Origin of the sequence: Aeromonas caviae (genome assembly GCF_000819785.1) — a bacterium.
Lineage (GTDB): Bacteria > Pseudomonadota > Gammaproteobacteria > Enterobacterales > Aeromonadaceae > Aeromonas > Aeromonas caviae.
Window position 1 is genome coordinate 1 of the sequence record NZ_CDBK01000090.1, and the last position, 26,855, is coordinate 26,855.

Below are 26,855 nucleotides of genomic sequence, written 5' to 3' on the forward strand. Positions count from 1 at the left end.
CTGGTGGACAGCGACGGGGACTCGGCCTCGAACACCTTGAGCGTGCAGATTGTCGATGACGTGCCGACGGCCAACGATGATGCTGACAGTGCTACTGAAGGTGTGTTCACTCCGGTGACGGGGAATGTGATTACCGGGGCGGGTACCATCGGCGGTACAGCCGGTGCTGGGGTGGACGTCATGGGGGCTGATGGTGCGGCAATCAGCCAGGTCGTGAGCTCGAACGGCAATTCAGACAGTAATCCTGCCGGTGGATTCACAGTGACCGGGCTGTATGGGACGCTGACCATGGGGCTGGATGGCGAATACAGTTATACGCTCACGGCGGCATCGGTTCCCGTGGGGGCCTCGGAGGTATTTACCTACACGCTCAAAGATGGCGATGGTGATACGGATCCGGCAACTCTGACCATCAATATTGCTCAGGATACCCGTGTCCCTGTATTGACCATCGGCAATGCGACGGTTGATGAGGAGGGACTGCCTGAGGGGACGGCTGCCAGTGGTAATTCGGAGATATTCAATGGCAGCTTCACCATCAACACCCAGGGGGAAAATCTGACTACCTTGACCATCGGTGGGCAGACTTACAACTTGACCAGTGGCGGCAGTCAGACCTTGATCAACAATACGGAAGGAATGCTGACGGTAACCGGTGTCAGCGGACCCACGGCCGGTGTCTACACGGTGAACTATACCTACACGCTCAAAGACAATGTGCTGACTCACAACGTTCAAGGCAACAGTGATACAGCGAATGGTCCGAGTTTCGTCGTGTCGGCTACGGATGCCAGTGGCGACAGTGGCACGGGTAACCTGCAGGTTGTGATCAGCGATGATGCCCCCATTGCCAATGCTGTTACCAATGCAGGCCAGGCGACTCAGGTGCAGAACACGAATCTGATGTTGATCCTCGATATCTCCGGCAGTATGGGTGATCCATCGGGCTATCAAGGCATGACTCGGATGCAGGTGATGCAAAAGTCCGCTTTGGAGCTGCTGGACAAATACAGCGCCTACGGCAGCGTCATGGTCAATATCGTGACCTTCTCCACTTCAGCCGCCAATCCGACCGGGGTGTGGGTCTCGGTCGATGTAGCCAAGGCCATCATCCTTGGCCTTACCCCCACGGACTCGACCAACTACGATGATGCACTGAACGAGGCAATCAAAGCCTTTGGCGATACAGGTAGACTCGCTAATGCGCAAAATGTCTCTTACTTCATGTCGGATGGTCTGCCAAATGCCAGCTCGTTGAGCGGTACCCCCGCCACAGTTCCTGATGGCAACAACTCGCTTGGCGGTGGGAACGGGATCGATGGTGACGGCACGACACTGAGCGGTGAAACCAAGGACTGGGCCGATTTCCTGACGGCGAACAACATCAATTCATACGCGCTCGGGATGGGCTCGGGAGCAACCCAGTCTGCACTGGATCCCATCGCCTACAACGGGGTCAGTGGTGCCAGTCCGGCGAATACCACCGCAGTGGTGGTGACTGACTTCAGTCAACTGACCGCGACCCTTTTGAGCACTGTGGTAGCTCCGCCCCTGGCAGGACAACTGATCAACGGGGTAGCAGCGAGTGCTGGGGCCGACGGTGGCTGGCTCAATGCCATTACCGTGGGTGGGGTGACTTATACCTACAACCAGAAGACGGACTCCGCTGGCGTCTCGGGAGGAACATCAGTCGGGACTTTCAATACAGCGACCAATGAATGGACCATTACACTTGCAGGCGGCATCCTCAAGGTGGATATGGACAACGGCGCGTACACCTATACTCCGCCGACATCCATTCCGGTCGGGGGGATAAACCAGGTCGTGGGTTACAGTGTGATAGACAACGATGGGGATACTGCGTCCAGCACCCTGTCCATCGTTATCAACCCGGCGGTCGGTCCTACCGTGGTTCGTGATGACTTTATCATCACCAACCAGGACCCCGCGACCATTCCGGATTGGGCCCTGCTTGCCAATGACACCGGGCCTCTGGCTGCGACCCAGATGATCACGAGCGTCTCGGGAGCTGTGGGAGGAACCGTCACAGACAATGCAGGCTCGGTATCATTTGATGATACCTCCGGCAATGCGACTCCCAACTCTTACGAGGGTTCGTTCAACTACACCAATAGCACGACCACAGATACGGCCAAGGTGTATGTGGATGTGCAGAGCGGTTCGACACTCACCGGGAGCTATCTCGACGAGATCCTGATCGGGGGATCTGGAAACGATACGCTCAACGGCAATGCCGGGAACGACATCCTGCTTGGAGGACTCGGTAACGACACCTTGAATGGTGGTGAGGGCAATGATCTCCTGATCGGTGGCGCTGGCAACGATACCCTGAACGGCGGCAACGGCAATGATACGGCCAGTTACTTCGACAGCGCTGCTGGGGTCACGGTCACAGTCAATGGTGCCAGTCAGAATACCGGAGGGGCGGGGACAGACAGCCTGAGCAACATGGAAAATCTGGTAGGGTCCATGTTCAACGACAGCCTGACCGGCGATGGCAATGCCAACGTCTTGAGCGGACTGGCAGGTAACGACATCTTGAGTGGTGGTGGTGGCGACGACCTGCTGATTGGGGGTACCGGCAGTGATACCCTGACTGGTGGGGCTGGCAAGGATACCTTCAAATGGATGGCAGGTGATGCAGGAGGCACGGATACCATCAAAGACTTCACCACGGGGGCCAATGGAGATGTCCTGGACCTGAGTGAACTGCTCAGTGGTGAGCATGCCGATGCGAGCACATTGGATCACTATCTTACCTTTGCTCCTGGTCCGGGCAGTGGCAAGTCGACACTGACCATTGATCTGGATGGAGCGGGAAGTGGCACCACGACTCATACCATCCTCTTTGACAACGTGGATCTGACGGCCGGTAAATCCAATCTGCAGATCATTCAGGATCTGCTGGATCAGGGCAACCTCAAGGTCGATCCGTAAGCAGGGTATGGGGGCCGGGTGTGCCCGGCCCCTGTTATTTGGTGGAGTGGGCAGATAAGATAGCTGCAGTATCAGGAGAGGGTCACCATGCAGTCATTCAACTGGGTCGACATCGACGGCATTCGCTACAGCTGGAACGGGCAGGACAATATCGTCTGCACCGGCCGCTTTGGCTATCAGGCCACGATGACGGGTGACACGCTCAACGGTCTGGAGCTGGAGAGCGAAGATGGTGAGGTGGCGGGGTTGCTCAATGTGGACTTTGCCGCCTCTCGTATCAGCTTCACGCCAGCAGAAGATGCCCCCCTGCCCCACATGATGGTGCTGGTCGGCCATGAGTGGGGGCAGCAGGAGTATTCGTTGCAGAGCCTGAGCGATACCTCCTTGCAGGGGCTGCTCAGCCACGGTGAGGAGCTTGACTGGGGTGTGCTGGCCATCGTGACGACGTCCGAGTCGAATCTGCCATCACAAGGTCATGTTCTGTCGTGGGATTCGTTCCACTTTGAGGATGAATCGCTGTTTGGCAGCCAGGCGCCTGCTCCCGTGATGACAAGCCATGGCAATTCAGGAGGAGGGGAGATCAGCATCAATATCGACATGACCAATCAGGTGCTGGACCAGATCCCGCCGACACACGATATATGAATCCCAATCGACGACATGCATAATGACCTCCATCTAAATGATGGAGGTTTTTTTATGTGGCGTCCCCTTCTTACCCTGTCCGCGCTGGTTGTCAGTGCTCCGTTGCTTGCCATCGAGGTTCCTCAAGCCCCCCATCTGGTCGTCAGTGGCTATGCGGAGCAAAAGGCTGAACCAGACATGCTGACGCTCAATGTCGCCGTCACGGCATTGGAGAAGCAGGGCATCAAGGCCAAACAGCAGGTAGATACCAAGGTTGCAGCCTTCTTTGGCCAGCTGGAGAGCCTGGGCATCAAGCGCAGCGACGTCGAGGCGGGCAACCTGGTGATCTCCCCCGAGTACCAGTACCCCCAGAACAAGCAGCCTGAAATGGTGGGTTACCGTGCCCAGCGCCAACTGGCCGTCAAACTCTATCAACTCGACAAACTCAGCCAGTTGATGGATACCGCCCTCAAGGCGGGTCTGGAGTCCGTGACCCAGATAGAGTACGGCCTGAAGTCACCACAGGTCATCAAGGAGCAGGCCCGGCTTGGTGCTGTCGCTGATGCCACGAGCAAGGCGGAATCCCTGGCCAAGGCTTTCGGCATGAAACTTGGCAAGGTGTATAGCGTCGAATACCGCAACAGTTCCCCCATGCCGGTCTATACCCGTGCCATGAAGGCCGCGGGAGCCCCTGCCGCCGACATGATGGAAAACAGCTATCAACAGCAGCAGATCAGCATCACTGACAATGTAGAAGCCGTCTTCCTGCTGGAATAACACAGCCCCTTTGTCCATCACTCAAACCCGAGGCAACCCCTCGGGTTTGTCATTGCAGGGGCTGGCAGGACAAGCGAGCCGCTAACTGGGTCAGGTGAAACGGGAATGGAGTAAAAAAATGCCGGTCACTGACCGGCATTTTTGTTGGAGGAGGCTCGATGCCTAGCCCAGGTTGGTCGCCAGCTTGCGTTGGCTCTTCTGTTTGAGCAGATAGCCGACACCGAGTACCAGGACCCAGGCCGGGATCAGCTCGACCGAGATGCGGGTGCCGTCGTTCATGTACATGATCACCAGGATGGCGGCCATGAAGGCGAGGCAGAGGTAGTTGCCAAACGGGCTCCACAGTGCCTTGAACTTGGTGGTGACCCCTTCTGCAGCCTTCACCTTGCGGAACTTGAGGTGTGCCAGGCTGATCATGGCCCAGTTGATGACCAGGGCGGAGACCACCAGAGACATCAGCAGACCAAAGGCCTTGCCCGGGATCAAATAGTTGATGAGCACACACAGCAGGGTGGCCGCGGCCGAGATGGTGATGGCGGTCAGGGGCACGCCGCTCTTGTTGGTCTTGAGCAGGGCCTTGGGGCCGTTGCCCTGCTTGGCCAGGCCAAACAGCATGCGGCTGTTGCAGTAGACGCAGCTGTTGTACACCGACAGCGCGGCGGTCAGCACCACCAGGTTAAGTACGTTGGCTACCAGGTTGCTGTCGAGCGCATGGAAGATCATCACGAACGGGCTGCCGCCTTCCACTACCTTGCCCCAGGGATAGAGGGAGAGCAGTACGGTGAGGGCACCGATGTAGAAGATGAGGATGCGGTAGATCACCTGGTTGGTGGCCTTGGGGATGCTCTTCTCGGGATTGTCCGCTTCCGCTGCCGTGATGCCGACCAGCTCCAGACCGCCGAAGGAGAACATGATGAAGGCCATGGCCATCACCAGCCCGCCGACGCCGTTGGGGAAGAAGCCACCCTGGGCCCAGAGGTTGCTGACCGTGGCCTCGGGGCCGCCGCTGCCGGAGAACAGCATCCAGCCGCCGAATCCGATCATGCCGAGAATGGCGACCACCTTGATGATGGCGAACCAGAACTCCATCTCGCCGAACGCCTTGACGTTGGAGAGGTTGATGGCGTTGATCAGCACGAAGAAGAAGGCCGCCGACATCCAGGTCGGGATCTCGGGCCACCAGTACTGGACATAGATACCGACTGCCGTCAGCTCGGCCATGCTCACCAGCACATAGAGCACCCAGTAGTTCCAGCCGGAGGCGAAGCCGGCGAAGTCACCCCAGTACTTGTAGGCAAAATGGCTGAATGAGCCGGCAACCGGCTCTTCCACCACCATCTCGCCCAGCTGGCGCATGATGAGGAAGGCGATGAAGCCGCCGATGGCATAACCCAGCAGCACCGCAGGGCCCGCCATCTTGATGGTGTCGGCAATGCCGAGGAACAGGCCGGTACCGATGGCACCGCCCAGTGCGATGAGCTGGATATGGCGGTTTTTCAGACCGCGCTTGAGCTCCTCGCCGTGTTGTTGAAGATCCATGCTTCCTTCCTTACGTCGCTGAAATCACTCGGCTCGCGTCCCGTCAGCCACAGCACGTCCTCTGCCTGGCGCGGCATCTTGTGCCGAAAACGTGACGAAATCCGTATTTATATCGTTACGGTTTGCCGCTGGCTGTTTTTTGTAGCGGCTACCAACCCGAGCAGAATAGTGATAATCGACCGTCCATGCACCTGTTTTCCTCATCATTGGCTGCTGTTTTGTGCGCCATGCAGGTTTTTCATGATCTGGAAAGGGGTTTTGAGAGTGATTGCTGGTTTTGTGTTCGAATGGATTTCCATCTCTTGACTCAGTTTGGTTTTCATGGCGTTGTTTCCCTTTGATAAAAAGGGACTCATATGATGGAGCGTATAGTCGGTGGCCTGGTGATGGTCGTGCTCTGGCTCGGGATCTGGCTATCCCCCATGTTGCTGACGATGGCGATGAGCAGCCTTGTTGTCTGGGGCTGGTTGGGAGCGGGTTACCTGGTTAACCACGTCGCCATGGTGCTCATCCTTGCTGCCGGGATGGGGCTGGTGCCAGCCTGCTGGCTGAGCGAGCGAGTCCGCAAGGGCAGGGGACTCATCCATTTTCACGGCATGTTGATGAACAACAAGGAGCTCAACAAGCCCTGAGCCTGCTTGCCCCGCGAGTGATAGGATGCCAGCGATGATGCTGGCATCATTTTTTCATCCTGTTTCTCTGTTTCGTTATCTTGCCACTCATCTATTTCATGGTGCGTTGTGCTGTGACAGCCTTGCAGGTTAGCAGAGCTGGCGGCGAAGGCCGGTCGCTTCCAGGATCTTGGCGCTGATCTCCTCGACCGAGTGGGAGCTGGTATCGAGGAAGCGGATCGCCTCCTGGCGGAACAGCCTCTCGACGCTGGCCAGCTCCTGTTTGCATTGATCAAGCGAGGAGTAGCGGCTGTTGGCGCGGCGCTGGTTGCGGATCTCGTGCAGCCGCTGCGGCATGATGGTGAGGCCGAACAATTTGTGGCGATTGGCCTTGAGGGCGGCGGGCAGCTCCAGCGATCCCATGTCCTGCTCGATAAAGGGATAGTTGGCGGCGCGAATGCCAAATTGCAGTGCCAGATAGAGGCTGGTCGGTGTCTTGCCGCAACGGGAGACCCCGATGAGGATGATGTCTGCCTCGTCATACTCCCTGGTGGTGATGCCATCGTCGTTGGCCAGCGCAAAGTTGACCGCTTCGATGCGATCGTCGTACAGCTTGCGGTTTTCCATGCCATGGGTGCGATGCAACCTGGGTTCGGCCTTGATACCGAGCTCCTGTTCGAGAGGGCTCACGAAGGTGTTGAGAAAATCGTGGCTGCTGGCCTGGGCCTTGAGTACCTCTTCACGCACCATGGGGTCGACGATGGTGTGAAAGAGGATGGGGCGCACCCCGGTCTGGCGAAACTGTTCGTCAATACGTGCCCGTACCTGGCGCGCTTTCTCCTGGGTCTCGACAAAAGGGATGGTGATCTGTTCGAAGGCCAAGGGAAACTGGCTCAACACTGCGTGGCCGAAGACTTCGGCGGTGATGGCGGTGCCGTCGGATACATAGAATACGGTGTGCACTGCGGACTCCTGTGGTGCGCTCCAGGGGGCGGCGAGAAATAAGTATCTCTCGAAACCATATCGTTTTTGTCAACAGATCTGCCATGCCCAAGTTGTGAACTCGGTTGCAAACCTGAGTCGTTACCTTTTTGTGTCGCTATTGTAGAATGCCTGTGTCAAACGACCATCCCCAACTCTTGCTCGGGGATTTTTTTGACAATAAATAGAAAACGTTTTCATGGCCGTTGGCAACAGACACTAACAAAAACACACGACTTGGCACAGCAGGTGAATTGTCACCCTGGCCCCCCAACCTGGAGACATGCAAATGCAACAGTACGTACTCTGGTACGAACAGCTCGGTATGCAGGACGTTGAACGCGTCGGCGGCAAGAATGCATCCCTTGGCGAGATGATCAGCAACCTCTCGGGGGCCGGCGTGTCCGTACCGGGCGGGTTTGCGACCACGGCCTTTGCGTTTAACGAGTTTCTGGAGTTAAGCGGCCTCAACGGCAAGATCCATGACTTGCTCGACAGTCTGGATGTGGATGACATCGCCGCCCTCAACCGGGCCGGTCAGCAGATCCGCGACTGGGTGGTGGAAGCACCCTTCCAGCCCGCTCTGGAGCAGGCGGTGCGCGAGGCCTATGACAAGCTGAGCGCGGGGCTCGAGGCATCCTTTGCCGTGCGCTCCTCCGCCACCGCGGAAGACATGCCGGATGCGTCGTTTGCCGGTCAGCAGGAGACCTTCCTCAACGTGCGCGGCATCGATGCCGTCATGACTGCCATCAAGCATGTGTTTGCCTCTCTGTTCAACGATCGCGCCATCTCCTACCGGGTCCATCAGGGCTATGACCACAAGGGGGTCGCTCTCTCTGCCGGGGTGCAGCGCATGGTGCGCTCGGATCTCGCTGCCTCCGGCGTCATGTTCACCCTGGATACCGAATCCGGCTTCAACGACGTGGTCTTCATCACCGGCGCCCAGGGCCTGGGTGAGATGGTGGTGCAGGGGGCCGTCAACCCGGACGAGTTCTATGTGCACAAGCCAACTCTCAAGGCCGGGCGCCCCGCCGTGGTGCGCAAGACGCTGGGCTCCAAGCTCATCAAGATGACCTACTCCGGGGATGCCGGTCATGGCCGTCAGGTGAAGGTGGTCGACACCACCGATACCGAGCGCAACCGCTTCTGCATCACGGACGAGGAAGTGATGGCCCTGGCAAAGCAGGCCCTCATCATCGAGCAGCACTACGGTCGTCCGATGGACATCGAGTGGGCCAAGGATGGTCAGGATGGCAAGCTCTACATCGTTCAGGCCCGTCCGGAAACCGTGCGTAGCCGCCAGGAAGCCAATACTCTCGAGCGCTTTGCCCTCAAGCAAACCGGCAAGGTGCTGATCGAGGGGCGCGCCATCGGCCACAAGATTGGCGCGGGTCCGGCCCGTGTCATCTCCTCCATCAGCCAGATGGATGAAGTGCAGCCTGGCGATGTGCTGGTCACCGACATGACCGACCCGGATTGGGAGCCCATCATGAAGCGCGCTTCCGCCATCGTCACCAACCGGGGTGGACGCACCTGCCACGCCGCCATCATCGCCCGTGAGCTCGGCATTCCGGCAGTGGTGGGTTGCGGCAACGCCACCGACCACATCCAGGATGGTCAGCTCATCACCGTCTCCTGTGCGGAAGGGGACACCGGCTTCATCTATGACGGCGAGCTCGACTTTGACGTGGCGGTGACCGAGGTGGGCAACATGCCGCGCCTGCCCATCAAGATCATGATGAACGTCGGCAATCCGGACCGCGCCTTCGATTTTGCCCAGTTGCCGAATGCCGGCGTGGGCCTGGCCCGCCTCGAGTTCATCATCAACCGCATGATCGGGGTCCACCCCAAGGCGCTGCTGGAGTTCGATCAGCAGACCCCGGAACTCCAGGCCACCATCACCAGGATGATCGCGGGCTACGAGAGCCCACGTGAGTTCTACGTAGCCAAGCTGACGGAAGGGATCGCCACCCTGGCGGCCGCCTTCTGGCCGGAGCGGGTCATCGTGCGGATGTCGGACTTCAAGTCCAATGAGTACGCCAACCTGGTGGGGGGGCGTGGTTACGAACCCCATGAAGAGAACCCCATGATCGGTTTCCGTGGCGCGTCGCGCTACATCGCCGACAGCTTCCGCCCCTGCTTCGCCCTCGAGTGCGAGGCGATGAAACGGGTGCGGGATGTCATGGGGTTGACCAACGTCGAGGTGATGATCCCCTTCGTGCGTACCCTGGGTGAGGCGGAGCAGGTGGTGGAGATACTGGCTGAGAACGGCTTGCGCCGTGGCGAGCGCGGCCTGAAAGTCATCATGATGTGCGAGCTGCCCTCCAATGCGCTGCTGGCGGACAAGTTCCTCGAGCACTTCGACGGCTTCTCCATCGGCTCCAACGACATGACCCAGTTGACCCTGGGGCTGGATCGGGACTCCGGGCTCATCGCCCACCTGTTCGACGAGCGCAACGAGGCGGTCAAGGCGCTGCTGGCCATGGCCATCGCCGCCGCCCGCAAGGCGGGCAAGTACGTGGGGATCTGCGGCCAGGGGCCGTCCGATCACCCGGACTTCGCCGCCTGGCTGGTCGAGCAGGGGATCGATTCCGTGTCGCTCAACCCCGATACCGTGGTCGACACCTGGCTCTATCTGGCCGAGCAGCACAAGGCCGGCTGAGCCGCTTTTGTGCCTGTGTGGCGATAGCGCTGCACTGTGATAAAAGACACGGCGTCCGAGAGGGCGCCGTTTTCATGCCGGCATGCGGTGCATGTCTATGTTGTCCGATGCCTGCCTTCTCCTGCGCAAAAATGGCGTGCCAGATCATGCTGTTACGATCCACAACCTCGCCGAACTATAGGCCAATCTGAGGGCCGGGATGTCGATAAGGGCGTCGGGGGAGGCCGTGCGTGGCCATGAGCCTGAGCCGCAGGCAGGCTAGCAAGTCGCCGCCGCGCCTTGCCCCTGGGGGGCGGGAAATGTGCAGTTGCGGGCAAGCAGATCAAGTTGTGACTTTGGTCCCATTGGTTGGCATAAGTCAGGGAATGAGTGAGGCCGGTGACACTGCGCCCGATGAGAGGGCGCGAGAATGATGCCGTCATGGGCTGCAATCCAAAGCGGGTGCCTCATATTGCCTCTGCCCGGATGGAACCTGGGCAAACACAGTCGTCACCATCGCTGATAACACTCCAATCACAAATAAAGCAATAAGAGGGGTCATGGAGAGAGATATCAGTTTTTTGATGGTCGGTCTCCTTGCCATGATATCAAGGCAAGCCTTGAAAACGCTTTCTCTTGGCGCTCCTCTGTTTTAATAACGGCAATACCTCAGAGTTTAATTCCGAAAAAATTTAAAACTCATTTTTTTATCTTGCTCATTCACGTCCCTTTAGCAGAAATATGTTCATATCTCATTGTTATTAAATGATTTTATTGTTGATGAATGGCAAGGTAATTTGATTGGCATGCACTGGCGGTCTTATTATGTGAGCATAAAACGATTCAGTCTGGATACAGCAATTGAACTGATAATGGTGCCGTATGAGGGGAGATGCCGGTGGGCCAGATAGGGCATGGCTTGATAAAGAGGTAACCATGCTTGAAGTGAATGTCAGCGATGATGAGGTGACCCGTGCCACTTGCTTTTTGCCGTCATTGTGTGGTGGCTGTCGCCATATTAAGCCCAATTCATTCAGTAGGGGGGAATAGCGGGTGACGACCATCATAAGCCATAGCATCGAAGGTCATGATTATATCAGGCATACTATTGAACCCATCGCCAACCTGCATGTCGGGGATATTGTTGCAGTTGAGGTTATTTCATTTTCAGAAAAAAAGGCTGTCTTTTCCAGAGCCAACTTCAGCAACATGACCACCTCCTACGCCGCATGGCTATTTACGCAACAACTGGTGTTCTTTAAAGATCTTAATAAAATCGACAGTCGCCTCTATCAGGCGGTGTTTCTCCGTGTCGATATGCATTTGATGGAATGCTTTATCTCTTGGGAAGATTTCGGTTCGTATATATCGAATTTTGGACTGAGTATGGCCTTTGAGATGGCGGATATTGCTGATGGTATCCCAGATTTGGCATTGAATAATATGGCGAGGCTTAGAAGATTAGGGGTCAAGTTATGGATAAACAATGCCGATGAATCCTTGTTGTCGATGGACCATGTATCCGCAGCCTTGTTCGATGGCATTAGGGTCAATAAACAGTTCTTCTGGCGCTGCTTCACCCGATGTGATGGCACCGCCATGACCAGGCTCACTGCTGACTGGGGACATGACAATGTCATCATCGAGGGGGTCGAAAACAAGCATCACCTCTCATTCCTCAGATTACATGGCTTTGTTCAGGGGCAAGGGTTTTATTGGCGGGCCAGATTATTACGCAACCTCATTTCGAGTCTGTGATTGATGAAAAACCTGACCGGTCCTAACGGAATTAGATGAAAACATATTATGCGTGTTTGGTCGTGATTTAAAAAATAGTTAGAGAAATGCCAGCGCTCTTCACCCTGTAAACAAGGAGCAACGGCAATGAATTACTGCATATTGATGGCTGAGATAAATATCAACGTGATGTCGTGTTGCATCAATGAATTTCCCTGACCTGAGAGAACCTTGTCGATAATATGGACAAGACGGGCAGATGCCGGCTTTATCGCGAGCGGGTCGGGGGACCATACCACAGATGTATCGAGGGTCTCCTGCATGTCTCACACCGCCCGTCCAACGACCAAATACGCCTTTAGTACCAAATATTTCTGGTTACTTGCCATGCCCATGTTGCTGGGGATCGGCGGGGTGTTCGCACTCTCTATTTTCAATCATCGCGCCGCGGTGGAGCAGAAGCTGGTTATTCTCAATCACGCCATTGCGATCGCCGAAGCGGAGAGCCTCGAGCAGGTGGAGCAGGTGCTGGCCACCGAGGTCAATGCTGACCAACTGCGCCCCCTGACCTTCTCCGACGAGACCAAAGCCTTCAGCCGCAATCTGTGGAATGGCAAGGTGACGCTCGGCGAGCAACTGAACCTGATCTACTACGCCGATGCGAGCGGACAGAGTTTTTCCAACGACGAGGAGCAGGATCTGGCCTGGGACACCACCCAGCTTGACTCGACGAATCGTGCCTGGTTCAAGGGGGCGCTCGGCACCTCCGGCTTCAGCTGGACCGGGGCCTATCAGGATGCGCTGACCGGGGCCTATACCCTGACCGTCTCCCATCGGCTAAGGCCCTTTGGGGGGGTGAAGGAGCGTGTCATCGGCCTCGACATCAACCTGCCCGCCTGGTCGCAGCGGCTCAGCACCATGCTCTATCGGGACAACGGCTTGAATCACCTGCTGTTTGACCGATCCAGCGGCCAGATCCTGGTCCATTCCCAGGCCGAGTTCAATGGTCAGGTCATCGCCTATCCCTGGCTAGCGCGGCTGGAGGGGGCGTCCGGCACCTTCTTCTCGGATGAAGTCGGCCAGTATGTGGCTTATCAGGCCCTGCCGGGGCGCTCGAACCTACTGGCCATCACTATGCAGCCGAGGCGAGACGCGGTGGCCCTAGTGGGGGGCGGTGCCGTCATTGTGCTGCTGCTGTTGTCGAGCGCTCTGTTCATCGTGATGGCGATCCTCTTTCGCTTGCGGCTGTCGACGCTGATCGGGGGGCTTATCCAGATGGTGCGCCTGCTGCGTTTGAGCTCGACGCAGGAGAGGGCGACGATGATACTGCCTGATTTCCCGGAGATAGCGGAGCTGCACGAGGAGCTGAATCTGGTCTCCGATCGCTTGCAGGCGTCGCACGATGCCGCCAACCGGGATGCACTGACCGGTCTTTACAATCGCCGCTTCCTGGATGAACGGCTCAGGCAACTGCACAGCGAGGGGAGGCCGTTCGTGCTGGCACTGGTGGATCTCGACAACTTCAAGAGCATCAATGATGGCCATGGCCATGCCGTCGGTGATGTGGTGTTGCGCCGCTGCGCCTCGCTCGGGCAGGAGCGGCTCGCCAATGCGGCCTCCCTGTGCCGCTATGGTGGCGAGGAGCTGGTCGCCCTGTTCGAACACTGCACCCTGGCCGAGGCCGAGTGGCTGATGGCACAGTGGCGCCAGGGGGTGGGTGAGATGAGATGGCGGGATGAGGCGATGAAGGTGACCTTCAGTGGCGGCATCGGCGCGACCGAGGGGCGTACTCCGGAAGCGTTGATGGAGCAGATCGATCAGGCCCTGTACCGCGCCAAGCAAGATGGCAAGGATCGTATCTATCGCGCCACCGGGCTTTGATGGCACAGTCCGGCAGCCCTTCTCTGTGGTGGTGCAATTGGGGGCTGGCCAGCCAACACGATCAGGGGGCGTGACAGAGGGGGCCCGGATGCCCCTTATCGATACGCTCTCACCCCTCAAGCTGTTAAGGTAGCGACAGACAGGTTAACTGGATGGACTCATGACCCAATTGCAGTGGCACAAGGCCAGGCTGGCCCTTCACGGCAGCCAGACCCTCTTCATTCCCGAACTTGAGCTGGCGCCTCAAGCGTGCTGGGCCTTTGTCGGCAGCAACGGCAGCGGCAAGACGGCGCTGGCGTCGGCCCTGTGCGGCGAGCTGGCCGTGCGTGCCGGAGCGGTATCGGGTCGAGTCCGGGCCGAGCGACTCTCGTTCGAGTCGCAGCAACAGCTGGGGGAGCAGGACTGGCAGCGGCGCAATACCGACATGCTGGGAGAAGAGGAGGAGGCGGGGTATCGGGTATCGACCCTGATGCTGGAGGCGGGGGGTGAGGAGCATGAGGCCCACGCGCTGCTGGCCCGTTTTGGCATTGAATCCCTGTGGGAGCGCCCCTATCGCTACCTCTCGAGCGGGGAGGGGCGCAAGCTGCTGCTGGCCCGGGCCCTGCTGGGGCGACCCGAGCTGCTGGTGCTGGACGAACCCTTCGATGGCCTGGATCAGGGGGCCAGGGCTTCTTTGATGATGTTGCTGGCCGACCTGGTGTCAGAGGGGCTGCGCCTGGTGGTGATCGTCAACCGTTTTGACGAGATCCCCCCCTTTGCCACTCACCTCGGCCTGCTCGGCGAGTGTCGTCTGCTGCTGGCGGGGGAGCGCGAGGCGGTGCTCGGCAGCCAGGAGGTGGCCCAGCTGGCTCGCGCCGAAACCACGTCCCCCCGTTTGCCGCCACCGCTGACGACACCCGAGCCCTTGCCTCCCGGCCCTCGGGTCGTCATGAAAGCCATGCGTATCGCTTACGGGGATCAGGTGATCATCGACGGGCTCGACTGGACCATTGACGAGGGGGAGCACTGGCAACTGGTGGGACCAAACGGCGCTGGAAAGTCGACCCTGCTCTCCCTCATCACCGGGGATCACCCGCAAGGTTACAACAATGAGCTCCATCTGTTCGGACGGCGGCGGGGCAGCGGCGAGAGCATCTGGGAGATCAAGCGCCACATCGGGCTCGTGAGCCCGGCGCTGCATCTGGACTATCGTGTCAGCTGCCCGGTGCAGACAGTGATCCTCTCCGGTTTCTACGACTCCATCGGGCTTTATACCCGGCCGGGGGATCGTCAGCTGGCGCTGGCGAACGCGTGGCTGGCCCTGCTGGGGCTGGCCGATCAGGGGGCGCAGCCTTTCCACTCTCTCTCTTTCGGTCAGCAGCGACTGGTGCTGATCGCCCGTGCCCTGGTCAAGCATCCGCCGCTGCTCATCCTGGACGAACCCCTGCAGGGACTGGATCCCCTCAACCGTCACCTGGTACGGGAGATGGTGGCGCGCCTCGTTGGCGAGGGAACCCAGCTGTTGTTCGTTTCCCATCATGCGGATGATGCGCCCCCTGGTCTGACCCACAGGCTGAGCTTTGTGCCAAGGGAGGAGGGGGGATACGACTATCTGCAGGAGCGTCTGGGGGGCTGAGCCGTCCGGGCGGCATGGTCAGAGAGGGGCTGGTTCGGCAAGGAGCGGCGGCATCCCCAGCAGCGTCCACCACAGCCCGAAGAAGAGCATGATCCCCAGCCAGAGCCAGGCAAGATAGTGACGGGTGGCCGCCATCCCCGTCACCGTCACCATGAGTGCCGCCCCGAAGGCGATGAGGGCGAACAGAAAGGGCGCCATATTGTCCATCATGGCGGTCATTTCACCAGGGAGAGGATCTGGCGAAATGCCGGATGGCGGCAATCCCTCATCAGCGCGTAAAGACACATCTCCACCGACGTCAGCGCAGCTCCCCTGGCCGCAAGCTGGCCGATGGCGAGATCCCGGTTGGCAGCGCAGCGAGACGACACCGCATCCACCACCAGCGAGACCCGGGCACCGCTGGCCAGAAGCCCCAGCACGCTCTGGTAGACGCAGATATGGGTCTCGATGCCACATACCAGCCAATGCTCGATCCCACTCTCGGCCAACGCGGTCGCCACAGTGGGCTCCCCCAGGGCGCCGAAGCTGTATTTGGGCAGCACAAGATCGCCTGCCTGCAGCGACTGCAATTCGGGCACGGTGGCACCGAGCTTGTCCGGGTTCTGCTCCAGCCAGACAACCGGCAGCCCCAGCACCCTTGCCCCTTGCACCAGCCTGGCGGTATTGGCAATCAGGGCGTCGCTCTCCTCGACCAGGCGGGCCAGCTTGCCCTGGATATCGACGACCAGCAGGCCGGTGGTGTTTTGCTCAAGCATGAATGTCTCCTTGTTTGTGGCGGACAGCCTCGCCTGAAGGCTTTCGTTGGCTGACTGAGTGGCGCTGCTTCACTCGCTTGCCGTGTCTGGGCATTCAAGGTAGGTCATCGCCTCGATGTTGTTGCCATCGGGATCGCGCAGGAAGGCGGCGTAGTAATTGGGGGCATAGTGGGGACGCAGTCCCGGCAACCCATTGCAGGCAAAGCCTGCCTTGATCCCCGCGTGATGGAACGCATCCACCTGGGTCGCGTCGTCGGCCCTGAATGCGAGATGGCAGGAGGCGCCCTGCTGCCCCCGCTCAATCAGGAAGCCCACGTGATCGCGGCCCATCAGGCCAAAACCGGCTGCCGCCTCATCAGACCATTTGAGTTCTATCAAAAGAGGAGCCAGCACGGTGGCGTAGAAGTGCTGACAGGAGTCAAAACGTACCACCTTGATTTCAACATGATCGAACACGGTGACTCCTTGTGTTGCCTGGGTGTAGAGCAGCCCATCAGGCCCTCATGGGAACCCGTTGAAATGGGTATCGAATGACCACAATAAGTCAGTTTGACGCCAGGCAGGGAGAGGGCAAGGCGCATAACTGCGTGCTCCGTCAAAGATTTTTCATCCAGTTGCGGGATGCGCTTTACATCGTGCTGGCCAAGTTTGCCCGGTTTTGTTGCTTGGCGAAGGCTACGAGCTCTGTTATGGTGTGCTCGGTTAGCCGTTTGGATGGCTAGATGGTTGTGCGCTGACTGCATGTTCGCGCCCCCGACCGCTCACCGTTTTGATGATCATGTTGACAGGGAGTTTTTATGCAACGTCGTTCCTTCTTCACCCTTTCCGCCCTGGCGTTGCTCGCCAGCAGCCTGCCGCTGTCCGCCTTTGCCATCGATGAGGCGAAGAAAGAGATCGTCATCGGCACCACGGTTGGCGACTTTGCCGACATGGTCACCGACGCCATCAAGCCGCAGCTCGAAGCCAAGGGCTACAAGGTCAAACTGGTGGAGTTCACCGATTACGTGACCCCCAACATCGCCCTGGCGGACGGGTCGCTTGACGTCAACTGCTTCCAGCACAAGCCCTATCTGGAGAGCTTCGCCAAAGACCGGGGTCTCTCTCTGGCGCCCATCACCCAGGTGCCGACCGGCCCCATGGGGCTCTACGCCGGCAAGCTGGGGGATCTGAAGGCGGTGAAAGAGGGAAGCACGGTCGCCATCCCGAACGATCCCACCAACCAGGCCCGGGCACTGCTGATGTTGCAGGATCTGGGCTGGCTGAGCCTCAAGGAGGGGATCAATCCCCTCAAGGCGAGCGAGTTCGACGTGGTGAAGAACCCCCACAACCTCAAGCTGGTGCTGCTGGAGGCGGCGCAGCTGCCGCGCTCCCGTGAGGATGTGGATTTCTCCGTCATCAACGGCAACTTTGCCGCCTCAAGCGGGATCCCGTTCAGCTCCGGCCTCTTCCTCGAGCGCAGCTATGACTTCATCAACTGGGTGGTGGTAAAGAGCGCCGATGCGGGCAAGCCGTTCGCCAAGGATGTGGCGGCCGCCTACAACTCCCCTGAATTCAAGGCTTATGCCGCCAAGCGCTTCGTCGGCTACAAGTATCCCGAGGGCTGGCAGCAGAAGGGGTGAGTGGCGTACAAGCGATAAAAACGGGCACCCAGGTGCCCGTTTTTTATTGGAGGTCAGTAGTGGCGCAACCACCAGCGGGCGGCCAGGAGGGCGGTGAGGCTGCCAAGCAGGGCGCTTGCCAGTACATCCAGGGGCCAGTGCATGCCGATAAGGGTGCGCGAGAGGCCAATCCCGATGGCCCAGAGTGGCAGCAGCCAGGCCCCGGCGGGAGCCCGGGCCAGCCAGATCAGGCCGAAGAACTGGGCGAGGCTCATGGCGGCGATGCTGTGACCGGAGGGAAAGGCGTAGTTGACCTCTGCCTGCCAGTGCTGGCCGAGCCAGGCGGGCAGCGCCAGCAACTGGGTCGCGGCGTGGACCTGTTCACTGCGAAGGGCCTGGCTTCCTCCATAGAACTGGCGGATGGCGGGGATCAGCTCCTGGCTCTCCAGCCAGATGAGGTAGGGCCTGGGCTCCTCGGTCAGCAGCTTGATGAGGCTCTTGATGACCCAGTCGCTCGCCAGCACGGCAAAGAGGGCGCCAGCCAGCGCCAATATGGCGCGACCGTCCAGCGTCAGCTTGTGTCTTGTGAGCAGCAGCAGGGCGGCGATGGTGAAGACCAGCCCCGGCAAGTCCACCATGCGGGTGAGGGCGTAGGGCCACCATAGCCAGCCCGATTGCAGGGCCTGGGTCATGAACGGCTGCCAGGGCAGGCAGACGAGCAATAGCAGGGGAAGGAGCAGGAGGGCATTGAAATGAAGCACCTTGCGGCGTGGCAACGAAGAGGAGTGAGTCGGCATCAAGGGGTCCGGTTCGGTGGCGCGAGCGGCTAAAAAGAGGCGTCATTGTGCCAGTCAGGTTGCTCTGGTCAAGGCGAAGGGGGCGAGGGCAACAGGCTGTTACATATGATGCTGCCGGGCATCGTGCCCGCACCTGAGGCCGGGAGGCGAAAAGATGGCCGCAGAGCGGTCTGCCAACAAGCCTCTGAAAATCCGTCGCGTTTGGGCTAGAATGGCGCGCCTGTGGCCCTTGTGGACGAGATGCGTGCCGATGAAGATCGTCGTTGATGAAAATATGCCCCATGCGGTGGAGCTGTTTGCGGAATTTGGTGAAGTGGTTCCCCTGCCGGGACGAGAAATAAAGGCCGCGGATCTGCAAGAGGCGGATGTGCTGCTGGTGCGCTCCGTGACCCGGGTCAACGAAGCGCTCCTGGCGAGTTGCCCCAGGCTGGGGTTTGTCGGTACGGCCACCATCGGTACGGATCACATCGATCAGGGGCTGCTGGCGGCGCGGGGCATCCCCTTCTTCAGCGCCCCCGGCTGCAACAAGGTGTCGGTGGGGGACTACGTGCTCTCCGCCCTGCTGGTTCTGGCGGAACGCCATGAGCTGACCTTGAGCGAGATGAGCCTCGCCGTCATCGGCGCCGGCAACACCGGCGAGAGCGTGGCCGGCAAGGCCGAGGCGCTCGGGATGAAGGTGCTGCGCTGCGACCCGCCCCTGGCCCGTAGCGGCGCCGCTGGCGACTTCGTGGATTTCCGCACTGCCCTGGATGCCGACATCGTCAGCTTCCATGTCCCCTATCTTCGTGAAGGGGATGAAGCCACCTTCCACCTGCTGGGAGTCGAGGAGATCGCCGAGCGTCCGGCCGGGCAGATCCTCATCAACGCCTCCCGCGGCGAGGTGTGGGACAACCGTGCCCTGCTTGTCCGCCAGCAGGGGCCCCATCCCCTGCGGCTGGTGATGGACGTGTGGGAAGGAGAGCCGGAGCCCCTCAAGGAACTGGTGCCCCATACCGAGCTGGCCACCCCGCACATCGCCGGTTACAGCCTGGAAGGCAAGGCCCGTGGCACCTGGATGCTCTATGAGGCGCTGTGCCGGCAACTGGGGCGCACCCCGCGCCAGGATCTGCAATCCCTGCTGCCTGCCCCCGAGGTGCGCGAGCTGACGCCGGGGCAGCCGGCGGATCAGGCGCTCATCAAGCAGCTTGTCCACCTTGTTTATGACGTGCGCCGGGACGACGCCCGTTTTCGCAACCGGATCGGGCTGCCCGGCAGCTTCGATGAGCAGCGCAAGCGCTACCCCGAGCGGCGCGAATTGGGCGCCTTGCAACTGAAAGGGCCCTTCGCCGACGACAGACTGGCCCGACTGGGCTTTGCCGTCTCGAAGCAATAAACCCGATTTCAACAAGGGGAGGGGCTTGCCCAGGCGGCGCTTCCCCCCGGCCCGGCATCATGGCGGGCCTGTCATCAAACCGATACGCGTGCCAGCCGGGGCCCTCATGCCCGGCCCCGACGGGCCGCATCACAGGAGAACAGATCAGTGAGTCAGCAATTCAACGTAGCGGTATTGGGTGCCAGCGGCGCCGTGGGTCAGGCCATGATCGAGATCCTGGAGGAGCGCGCCTTCCCGGTAGCGACCCTCTATCCGCTCGCCTCCAGTCGCAGCGCTGGGGACACGGTGCGTTTTGGCGGCAAGAACGTCGACATCCTTGATGTGGAGGCCTTTGACTGGAGCCAGGTGGAGATCGCACTCTTCTCCGCCGGTGCCGAGGTCTCGGCCAAATGGGCGCCCATCGCCGCCGAGCACGGCTGCATCGTCATCGACAACACCTCCTGCTTCCGCTACGACGAGGACATTCCCCTGGTCATTCCGGAAGTGAACCCGGACGCCCTGGCCGATTTTCGCAACCGCAACATCATCGCCAACCCCAACTGCTCCACCATCCAGATGCTGGTGGCCCTCAAGCCCCTGCACGATGAGGTAGGCATCAGTCGCATCAACGTGGCGACCTACCAATCCGTTTCCGGCTCCGGCAAGGAAGGGGTGAGCGAGCTGGCGGGCCAGACCGCCCACCTGCTCAACGGCCGCCCGGTGGAGCCGACCCTCTATCCGCAGCAGATCGCCTTCAACCTGATCCCGCAGATCGATGCCTTCACCGACAACGGCTACACCCGGGAAGAGATGAAGATGGTGTGGGAGACCCAGAAGATCCTGGGGGATGCCAGCATCGCCGTGAACCCCACCTGCGTGCGGGTACCGGTCTTCTACGGTCACGCCGAGGCAGTTCATGTGGAGCTGCACCAGCCGCTGGACGCCGAGCAGGTCAAGGAGCTGCTGCGCAATGCCCCGGGGGTGACCCTGTTTGATGATGAAGGGGACTACCCGACCCCGGTGCGCGATGCCACCGGCCAGGATGATGTGATGGTCGGGCGGGTACGCCAGGATATTTCTCATCCGAGTGGTATCAATATGTGGATCGTGGCCGATAACGTTCGTAAGGGCGCGGCAACCAACAGCGTGCAGATTGCCGAACTGCTGGTACGCGACTACCTCTGAGGCCGGATGTCGGCCCCGGGCGGGGAGGGAACCCCGCCTTGATGTGGGCGCCCTGGCCCCGGGATGTGACCGGGAACCCACTCTCCGGTTTTTGGAATACCGTGTGATATCAGTGGACTAGGTTTTTTTCTACACTCTGGTTCGCGTCTGGGGCTGCTTTCTGGTCGCCGCCGGGCGCGAAATATGTCGGATCGCTGGCTTGAGACCGGCGCCTGATTTATATTGAGCCGATTGTTTTGGGGTAACTATCCAGATTTTTCAATGTGATAGGGCCGTCATACGAAGGAACGAATATGGGACATTCCCGCATAACGCTGGCAACGCTACTCGCATTGGGGCTTCTGGGCACGGTTCAGGCCGAAGAGGGGGCGCGAGAACCCTTCTTTGTCGAACTCAAGGGACCGGATGGCTCACCGCCCCCCGCGGTGCAACCAGAGCCCCGGGCCCAGCCCGTGGCGCCCGTCACCCTGCCCAGAGCCCAGCCCATCGTGCGTCAGGTGCCTGCTGCGTCGGCTGGCAGTTATGGTCCCGTGCGTCCCACCGATACCCTCTGGAGTCTGGCGAGCAAGCATCGCCCGTCCAACCGGGTAAGTGTCTACCAGACCATGGTGGCCATCTATGACAAGAACCCCCGAAGCTTCGCAGACGGCAACATCAACCATATTCTGGTGGGTTCCCACATCCTGCTGCCCACCGCCGCAGAGGCGGGGCGCATCACGGATGCCGAAGCACGCCGTCGCTTCAACAGCGACAACGCGAGCTGGAAGGGGCTGAGCCCCAAATACCTGGCCAACAAGCAATCCCACGTCGCCCAGCCGGTGGTGAGCAAGCCTGCTCCGGCCAAGCCGGCTGTGGTGGCCAAGAGCACACCGCCCAAGGCGGCGCCGATCCCGGCGGCACCCAAGGCAACGGCTCCAGCCCCCGAGGTGAAGGAGACCGCCAAGGCGGCTGTCTCCACCCCCGTGGTGGTGAGCGCTGCTGCGAGCAGCGCCGCCAGCACGGCGCCGGCGCCCCTGCCCGCCACTGCGGTGGGCAAACCCTCTACCGAGATGGCGCTGGCCCTGGAAGATGCCAACGCCCAGCTCGGCCAGGTCACCGAGATGAACCACAGGCTCAAGCTGCGTCTGCAAGCCCTGACCGAAGAAGTGGAGACCCTCAAGGCCCAGTTGCAGGATCAGACCGCCCTGCAAAAAGAGGTGGCGGAACTCAAGGCCAATCCGACGCCTCCCGTGGTGGCGCCGGTGCCCAAACAGAGCTGGCTGATGGAGCTGCTCTCTTCGCCGCTCAATCTCGCCATGATCATCCTGCTGCCGGTGCTCCTGGTGCTTGCCCTGGTCACGCTCTGGCTGCGTGCTCGTGCCCGCCGCGAGCTGGAAGAGCAGGAGAAGAGCCTCTCCGAGTCGACCTCCATGGTCATGGGAGACGAGAACAGCGAGTTTGAGCAGTTGATGACGGTGGGCATCGCGGATGACGAGCCCCTCCATGGCATGCCGGATCTCAACGAGCCGGAAGTGAGCAGGAAGCAAGATGGTGCCAGTGCTGCCGCCGATGTCATCTTCCGGGATGACGAGACGGCGCTCTCCGCCTTTGATGTGGAACCTGCGGTGACGACGGCGAACCGGGATCCGGATCTGGTGCCCGAGCTGGATCTGGCCCATGAGGGGGACTTCGATCTGCCCGTGGTGCCGGAACTCGATCTCTCCGACGAGCCCACCTCCTCTGCTCGTGGTCATGACGAGATCATGACCGAGGAGGAGCTGCAGGCCGCCCTGTTTGCCGAGCTGGACGCGGATCTGGAAGCGGATCTGGCCCAGGCCCAGAAGGAGAGCCGCAGCCAGCGTGACGAGACACTGGCCAACTTCGATCTGAGCGATCTAGAGACCGGGTTTGGCGAGCCGACCGACGATGAGCTTGCCACCAAGGCGCCGCACATCGACGAGACGGGGTTTGGCAAGGACGATGTGGACGACATGCTGGCCGAGCTCGGGCTGGAGCCCACCAAGCCGACGGCGTCCGAGTGGGATCCCAGCGAGCTGGCCCTGGCGGATTTCGAGGATGCCTTCGCCGAGGTGGAGTCCCATCAGGGGGAGGTGAAACCCCGCGAACAGGTGCAAGACAGCGACTTCGTTGAAATCGACAAGCTGCTGGCCGATGCCGATGCCAGCAGCACGGAGCAGGAACCCTATCAGGGCTTCTCCCTGGATGTGGGGCTGGACGGTTTCCCCGAGGTGCTGCCGGAGTCCAACGGCTTTGATGTGGATGCCGATGACGGCGGGGTGGGGGCCAAGCTGGATCTGGCCCGGGCCTACCTCGAGATCGACGACAAGGAGAGCGCCCGCGAGCTGCTGGAAGAGGCGGTGGCCCAGGGCAGCGAGCATCAGCGCAGCGAGGCGCAGAAGCTGCTCAAGCGCCTGGGCTAGGCAGGCCCTTGTCATCCATGCACCAGAGAGGGCAGCCCGCGGGCTGCCCTCTCTCTTTGGGGGCCCCGCACCGCGGTCTCGCCCGGTCTGGGACTTTTGAGCCCGAGCGCGTATAATCCGCCCCGTTTCTTTCACTGCATCCTTTCATCAGAAGACACCGTTACCCATGCGAATTGCCCTTGGTATTGAATATGACGGCAGCCGGTACTTCGGCTGGCAGCGTCAGCGCGAAGTGATCAGCGTCCAGGAGGAGCTGGAAAAAGCCCTCAGCCGCATCGCCAATCACCCCGTCTCCATCCAGTGTGCCGGTCGCACCGATGCGGGGGTGCATGCCACCGGCCAGGTGATCCACTTCGATACCGAGTCGAACCGCGCAGAAGGCGCCTGGACCCTGGGGCTCAACTCCAACCTGCCCCCTGACATCGCCGTGCGCTGGGTCAGGGAGGTGGACGAGCATTTCCATGCCCGCTTCAGCGCCACCGCCCGTCGCTACCGTTACGTCATCTACAACCACAACTACCGCCCGGCGATCCTGGGCCAAGGCGTCAGCCACTACCACGAAGCCATAGACGCGGCGCTGATGCATCAGGCGGGCCAGAGCCTGCTGGGGGAGCACGACTTCAGCACCTTCCGGGCTGTCGCCTGTCAGTCCAACACCCCCTGGCGCAATGTGACCCACCTGTGTGTCAGCCGTTCCGGCCCCTACATCGTGCTCGACATCAAGGCCAACGCCTTCCTGCATCACATGGTGCGCAACATCACCGGTTCCCTGCTGCTGGTGGGGCAGGGGCTTCAACCGGTGGAGTGGATTGCCGAGGTGCTGGCGGCGAAGGATCGCAACCTGGCGGGCCCGACCGCCAAGGCGGGCGGCCTCTATTTGGTGGATGTGGATTACCCGGCCGAATTCGGGTTGCCCCGGCCGCCCCTCGGCCCGCTGTGGCTGCCGGACTCGGCACCGGGTACGACCAGTTTTTAGTAACTGGGCCCGAAAATTTGTGGTTTAATGATCCGTCGTTTATTGCCATCGAGCCGTTAAGTCATTGAACAATCAAGGCTCGATGTGTTTTGTCAGGCACAAATGCATTAAGGAATTCCATGAGCTGGCTTGAGAAGATCCTTCCCAAGAGCAAGATCACCACACCGCGTCGTCACAACATTCCGGAAGGGGTGTGGACCAAGTGTACTGCTTGCGAACAGGTGCTCTACCGGGCAGAGCTGGAGCGCAATCTCGAAGTGTGCCCCAAGTGTGACCATCATATGCGCATCAGCGCACGTGCCCGTCTCGAGAGCTTCCTCGACGCCGAGGGACGCAGCGAAGTCGCGGCCGAGCTGGAGCCGCAAGACATCCTGAAATTCAAGGATTCCAAGCGCTACAAGGATCGTTTGTCTGCCGCCCAGAAAGAGACGGGCGAGAAGGATGCGCTGGTGGTGATGAAGGGGACCCTCAAGGGGGTACCGGTCGTCGCCTGTTCATTCGAGTTCTCCTTCATCGGGGGCTCCATGTCCTCCGTGGTCGGTGCCCGCTTCGTGCGCGCCGTCGAGGAGAGCATCAAGGAGGGCCGCGGTCTGGTCTGCTTCTCCACCTCCGGTGGTGCGCGGATGCAGGAAGCCCTGTTCTCCCTGATGCAGATGGCCAAGACCAGTGCGGCCCTAGATCGCCTCACCAAGGCGGGCCTGCCCTTCATCTCCGTGCTGACCGACCCCACCATGGGTGGCGTCTCCGCGAGTCTGGCCATGCTGGGTGACATCAACGTAGGCGAACCCAAGGCGCTGATCGGCTTTGCCGGCCCCCGCGTCATTGAGCAGACCGTGCGCGAGAAACTGCCAGAAGGCTTCCAGCGCTCCGAGTTCCTGCTGGAGAAGGGTGCCATCGATCTCATCATCGACAGGCGCGAAATGCGCAACCGTCTGGCCGGTCTGCTGGCCAAGCTGATGAACACTCAGGTCATCGAAGACTGAAGATGAGTTCACACATGCAACAATCCCAAAGCCGGTCGCTGGTCGACTGGCTTTCTTATTTGGAGCAGATCCACCCGGCCAACATCGACATGGGGCTGGAGCGGGTCGGCACGGTTGCCCGCCGCATGGGCCTCACCGAACTGCCGTTCAAGGTGATCACGGTGGCGGGCACCAACGGCAAGGGCTCCTCTTGCGCCATGGCGGCCAGCATCCTGATGGCCGCCGGCTACCGGGTCGGTGTCTACTCCTCCCCCCATCTGCTGCGCTTTACCGAGCGGGTGCGCGTCAATGGCCAGGAGCTGGACGATGGCGATCACTGCGCGGCCTTTACCGAGGTGGAAGCCGCCCGGGGCGACATCGCCCTCACCTTCTTCGAGTTCGCCACCCTGGCGGGTCTGTGGCTGTTTCGCCGCGCCGCGCCCGATGTGCTCTTGCTGGAAGTGGGGCTGGGGGGGCGGCTCGATGCCACCAATGTGGTGGAATCGGACGTCGCCCTGATCACCTCCATTGCCCTGGATCACTGCGACTGGCTCGGGGATACCCGGGAGGCGGTGGCGGTGGAGAAAGCCGGCGTCTATCGCAAAGGTAAACCCGCCATCAGCGGGGAGCCCAATCCGCCGTCGACCATCGCAAGCGAAGCGGCGCGCCTCGGCGCCTGCCTGCGTCAGGTCGGCATCGATTATCGTGGTGACGAGCATGAAGGTGACTGGGATTATCACGGCCTGCACCATTGGTCGGGATTGCCCAAACCGGCCCTGCCGCTGATGAATGCGGTCACCGTGCTGGCGGCGCTGGAGTCCCTCGGTCTGCCATTGGCGGAGTCCGCCATCCGCGACGGCCTGGCCAATGCCCGCCTGGCTGGCCGGATGCAGCAGTTGCAAACCTCGCCGCTGGTCATCGTCGACGTGGCCCACAATCCCCACTCTGCCGCCTATCTCGCCAGCCAGCTGCGTCAGCGCCCCGGCAAGGGCAAGCGCCGCGCCGTGGTTGGCATGCTCAAGGACAAGGACATGGCGGGGTCGCTGGCCGAGCTTGACGGTCTGATTGACGAGTGGTTCCTGGCAAGCCTCCACGGCCCGCGCGCGGCCACGGCCGACCAGTTGGCGACGGCCCTTGGCAGCGGCCGGGGCGCGGCGCTCACCTTTGCCAGCGTGGGGGATGCCTACGGCGCCGCCTTGGCCGCATCGAGTCCTGACGATATGGTCATTGTGTTCGGCTCGTTTTACACTGTCGCCGACGTACTGGCTCTGGGCTCGGTCTGAGCCGTTCGCTCCCCTGGCTCCGTCAACGTGACGACGGGCCGGGTTTTGCACTGGATAATCCCCTTTCAGGCCAAGTGGGTGGCGAGGGACCCGGCTTCGCCAGCCGGCGTGAGGGGAGGCGTTCTTTGCGAAGTGTGCAAGATTGCAATGGATCCTAAGTAACA

The 26,855-nt window shown here is 60.5% G+C and carries 21 protein-coding genes; 15 read left to right on the top strand and 6 right to left on the bottom strand.

The window, feature by feature from the left end; genetic code table 11:
• The 3 genes from BN1120_RS15965 to BN1120_RS15975 all read left to right on the top strand — a co-directional run.
• Window positions 1–2,958, top strand: a 2,958-nt coding sequence (locus BN1120_RS15965; protein ID WP_155397122.1) for a type I secretion C-terminal target domain-containing protein, incomplete at its 5' end; no start/stop codon positions are given.
• An 87-nt stretch (window positions 2,959–3,045) separates the two neighbouring features.
• Complete coding sequence (locus BN1120_RS15970) at window positions 3,046–3,603, top strand: hypothetical protein (RefSeq protein WP_042016907.1); 558 nt, start codon at window positions 3,046–3,048, stop codon at window positions 3,601–3,603.
• A gap of 54 nt (window positions 3,604–3,657) precedes the next feature.
• Complete coding sequence (locus BN1120_RS15975; RefSeq protein WP_042016908.1) at window positions 3,658–4,359, top strand: SIMPL domain-containing protein; 702 nt, start codon at window positions 3,658–3,660, stop codon at window positions 4,357–4,359.
• A gap of 162 nt (window positions 4,360–4,521) precedes the next feature.
• Here BN1120_RS15975 and BN1120_RS15980 read toward each other — a convergent pair whose 3' ends face one another.
• Window positions 4,522–5,898 carry an amino acid permease gene (locus BN1120_RS15980; protein ID WP_042016910.1) on the bottom strand — a complete coding sequence of 459 codons (1,377 nt, stop codon included), beginning with the start codon at window positions 5,896–5,898 and terminating at the stop codon, window positions 4,522–4,524.
• Between the two features lie 356 nt (window positions 5,899–6,254).
• Here BN1120_RS15980 and BN1120_RS15985 point away from each other — a divergent pair, with 356 nt between their 5' ends.
• The gene (locus BN1120_RS15985; RefSeq protein WP_080768065.1) at window positions 6,255–6,530 is read left to right on the top strand and encodes a hypothetical protein; all 276 of its coding nucleotides are present in this window, start codon (window positions 6,255–6,257) and stop codon (window positions 6,528–6,530) included.
• A 129-nt stretch (window positions 6,531–6,659) separates the two neighbouring features.
• On the opposite strand, the gene ppsR is transcribed toward BN1120_RS15985, so the two are convergent.
• Window positions 6,660–7,472 (bottom strand): posphoenolpyruvate synthetase regulatory kinase/phosphorylase PpsR, encoded by an 813-nt coding sequence (gene ppsR / locus BN1120_RS15990; RefSeq protein WP_041213081.1) that lies wholly within the window; start codon window positions 7,470–7,472, stop codon window positions 6,660–6,662.
• A 307-nt stretch (window positions 7,473–7,779) separates the two neighbouring features.
• Here ppsR and ppsA point away from each other — a divergent pair, with 307 nt between their 5' ends.
• The 4 genes from ppsA (at window position 7,780) to modF (ending at window position 15,364) form a co-directional block, all read left to right on the top strand.
• On the top strand, window positions 7,780–10,152 hold the full coding sequence (gene ppsA, locus BN1120_RS15995) for a phosphoenolpyruvate synthase (RefSeq protein ID WP_042016911.1): 2,373 nt from the start codon (window positions 7,780–7,782) through the stop codon (window positions 10,150–10,152).
• Window positions 10,153–11,184: 1,032 nt separating this feature from the next.
• Window positions 11,185–11,889: an EAL domain-containing protein gene (locus tag BN1120_RS16000; protein WP_039038809.1), complete on the top strand. Its 705-nt coding sequence runs from the start codon at window positions 11,185–11,187 to the stop codon at window positions 11,887–11,889.
• Window positions 11,890–12,189: 300 nt separating this feature from the next.
• Window positions 12,190–13,749 (top strand): sensor domain-containing diguanylate cyclase, encoded by a 1,560-nt coding sequence (locus BN1120_RS16005; RefSeq protein WP_080768066.1) that lies wholly within the window; start codon window positions 12,190–12,192, stop codon window positions 13,747–13,749.
• A gap of 160 nt (window positions 13,750–13,909) precedes the next feature.
• A complete protein-coding gene (gene modF / locus BN1120_RS16010) occupies window positions 13,910–15,364 on the top strand; it encodes a molybdate ABC transporter ATP-binding protein ModF (RefSeq protein WP_042016912.1) in 1,455 nt (484 codons plus the stop codon).
• Between the two features lie 18 nt (window positions 15,365–15,382).
• Here the strand turns inward: modF and BN1120_RS16015 are convergent, their stop codons facing one another.
• From BN1120_RS16015 to BN1120_RS16025, 3 genes are all read right to left on the bottom strand, one after another.
• Window positions 15,383–15,574, bottom strand: coding sequence for a hypothetical protein (locus BN1120_RS16015; protein ID WP_223915819.1), 192 nt, complete (start codon window positions 15,572–15,574; stop codon window positions 15,383–15,385).
• 5 nt (window positions 15,575–15,579) lie between these two features.
• Complete coding sequence (locus BN1120_RS16020) at window positions 15,580–16,119, bottom strand: isochorismatase family protein (protein ID WP_042016914.1); 540 nt, start codon at window positions 16,117–16,119, stop codon at window positions 15,580–15,582.
• A gap of 69 nt (window positions 16,120–16,188) precedes the next feature.
• On the bottom strand, window positions 16,189–16,575 hold the full coding sequence (locus BN1120_RS16025; protein WP_042016917.1) for a VOC family protein: 387 nt from the start codon (window positions 16,573–16,575) through the stop codon (window positions 16,189–16,191).
• A gap of 341 nt (window positions 16,576–16,916) precedes the next feature.
• Between BN1120_RS16025 and BN1120_RS16035 the strand changes: the two genes are divergently transcribed.
• Complete coding sequence (locus BN1120_RS16035; RefSeq protein WP_010675145.1) at window positions 16,917–17,738, top strand: MetQ/NlpA family ABC transporter substrate-binding protein; 822 nt, start codon at window positions 16,917–16,919, stop codon at window positions 17,736–17,738.
• Between the two features lie 53 nt (window positions 17,739–17,791).
• On the opposite strand, the gene BN1120_RS16040 is transcribed toward BN1120_RS16035, so the two are convergent.
• Window positions 17,792–18,514 carry a phosphatase PAP2 family protein gene (locus tag BN1120_RS16040; protein WP_042016921.1) on the bottom strand — a complete coding sequence of 241 codons (723 nt, stop codon included), beginning with the start codon at window positions 18,512–18,514 and terminating at the stop codon, window positions 17,792–17,794.
• A gap of 250 nt (window positions 18,515–18,764) precedes the next feature.
• On the opposite strand from BN1120_RS16040, the gene BN1120_RS16045 reads away from it, so the two are divergent.
• The 6 genes from BN1120_RS16045 to folC all read left to right on the top strand — a co-directional run bounded on the left by BN1120_RS16045 (window position 18,765) and on the right by folC (window position 26,691).
• Complete coding sequence (locus BN1120_RS16045; RefSeq protein ID WP_042016923.1) at window positions 18,765–19,886, top strand: 4-phosphoerythronate dehydrogenase; 1,122 nt, start codon at window positions 18,765–18,767, stop codon at window positions 19,884–19,886.
• Window positions 19,887–20,033: 147 nt separating this feature from the next.
• Complete coding sequence (locus BN1120_RS16050; protein ID WP_041214974.1) at window positions 20,034–21,050, top strand: aspartate-semialdehyde dehydrogenase; 1,017 nt, start codon at window positions 20,034–20,036, stop codon at window positions 21,048–21,050.
• A 293-nt stretch (window positions 21,051–21,343) separates the two neighbouring features.
• Window positions 21,344–23,470, top strand: coding sequence for a FimV/HubP family polar landmark protein (locus BN1120_RS16055; protein ID WP_042016927.1), 2,127 nt, complete (start codon window positions 21,344–21,346; stop codon window positions 23,468–23,470).
• A 166-nt stretch (window positions 23,471–23,636) separates the two neighbouring features.
• Entirely contained in the window at window positions 23,637–24,446 is an 810-nt protein-coding gene (gene truA / locus BN1120_RS16060) for a tRNA pseudouridine(38-40) synthase TruA (RefSeq protein WP_042016930.1), read from the top strand.
• A 119-nt stretch (window positions 24,447–24,565) separates the two neighbouring features.
• On the top strand, window positions 24,566–25,429 hold the full coding sequence (accD, locus tag BN1120_RS16065) for an acetyl-CoA carboxylase, carboxyltransferase subunit beta (RefSeq protein ID WP_010675139.1): 864 nt from the start codon (window positions 24,566–24,568) through the stop codon (window positions 25,427–25,429).
• Between the two features lie 2 nt (window positions 25,430–25,431).
• On the top strand, window positions 25,432–26,691 hold the full coding sequence (folC, locus tag BN1120_RS16070; protein WP_042016933.1) for a bifunctional tetrahydrofolate synthase/dihydrofolate synthase: 1,260 nt from the start codon (window positions 25,432–25,434) through the stop codon (window positions 26,689–26,691).
• Window positions 26,692–26,855: the final 164 nt, after the last annotated feature.

Bases quoted from the DNA above. Each gene is read 5' to 3' on its own strand.
- accD (WP_010675139.1), top strand. From the start codon at position 24,566: ATGAGCTGGCTTGAGAAGATCCTTCCCAAGAGCAAGATCACCACACCG.
- BN1120_RS15985 (WP_080768065.1), top strand. From the start codon at position 6,255: ATGATGGAGCGTATAGTCGGTGGCCTGGTGATGGTCGTGCTCTGGCTC.
- BN1120_RS16040 (WP_042016921.1), bottom strand. From the start codon at position 18,514: ATGCCGACTCACTCCTCTTCGTTGCCACGCCGCAAGGTGCTTCATTTC.
- ppsA (WP_042016911.1), top strand. From the start codon at position 7,780: ATGCAACAGTACGTACTCTGGTACGAACAGCTCGGTATGCAGGACGTT.
- BN1120_RS16045 (WP_042016923.1), top strand. From the start codon at position 18,765: ATGAAGATCGTCGTTGATGAAAATATGCCCCATGCGGTGGAGCTGTTT.
- BN1120_RS16055 (WP_042016927.1), top strand. From the start codon at position 21,344: ATGGGACATTCCCGCATAACGCTGGCAACGCTACTCGCATTGGGGCTT.
- BN1120_RS15970 (WP_042016907.1), top strand. From the start codon at position 3,046: ATGCAGTCATTCAACTGGGTCGACATCGACGGCATTCGCTACAGCTGG.
- BN1120_RS15975 (WP_042016908.1), top strand. From the start codon at position 3,658: ATGTGGCGTCCCCTTCTTACCCTGTCCGCGCTGGTTGTCAGTGCTCCG.
- folC (WP_042016933.1), top strand. From the start codon at position 25,432: ATGAGTTCACACATGCAACAATCCCAAAGCCGGTCGCTGGTCGACTGG.
- BN1120_RS16015 (WP_223915819.1), bottom strand. From the start codon at position 15,574: ATGATGGACAATATGGCGCCCTTTCTGTTCGCCCTCATCGCCTTCGGG.
- BN1120_RS16035 (WP_010675145.1), top strand. From the start codon at position 16,917: ATGCAACGTCGTTCCTTCTTCACCCTTTCCGCCCTGGCGTTGCTCGCC.
- truA (WP_042016930.1), top strand. From the start codon at position 23,637: ATGCGAATTGCCCTTGGTATTGAATATGACGGCAGCCGGTACTTCGGC.
- modF (WP_042016912.1), top strand. From the start codon at position 13,910: ATGACCCAATTGCAGTGGCACAAGGCCAGGCTGGCCCTTCACGGCAGC.
- BN1120_RS15980 (WP_042016910.1), bottom strand. From the start codon at position 5,898: ATGGATCTTCAACAACACGGCGAGGAGCTCAAGCGCGGTCTGAAAAAC.
- BN1120_RS16020 (WP_042016914.1), bottom strand. From the start codon at position 16,119: ATGCTTGAGCAAAACACCACCGGCCTGCTGGTCGTCGATATCCAGGGC.
- BN1120_RS16005 (WP_080768066.1), top strand. From the start codon at position 12,190: ATGTCTCACACCGCCCGTCCAACGACCAAATACGCCTTTAGTACCAAA.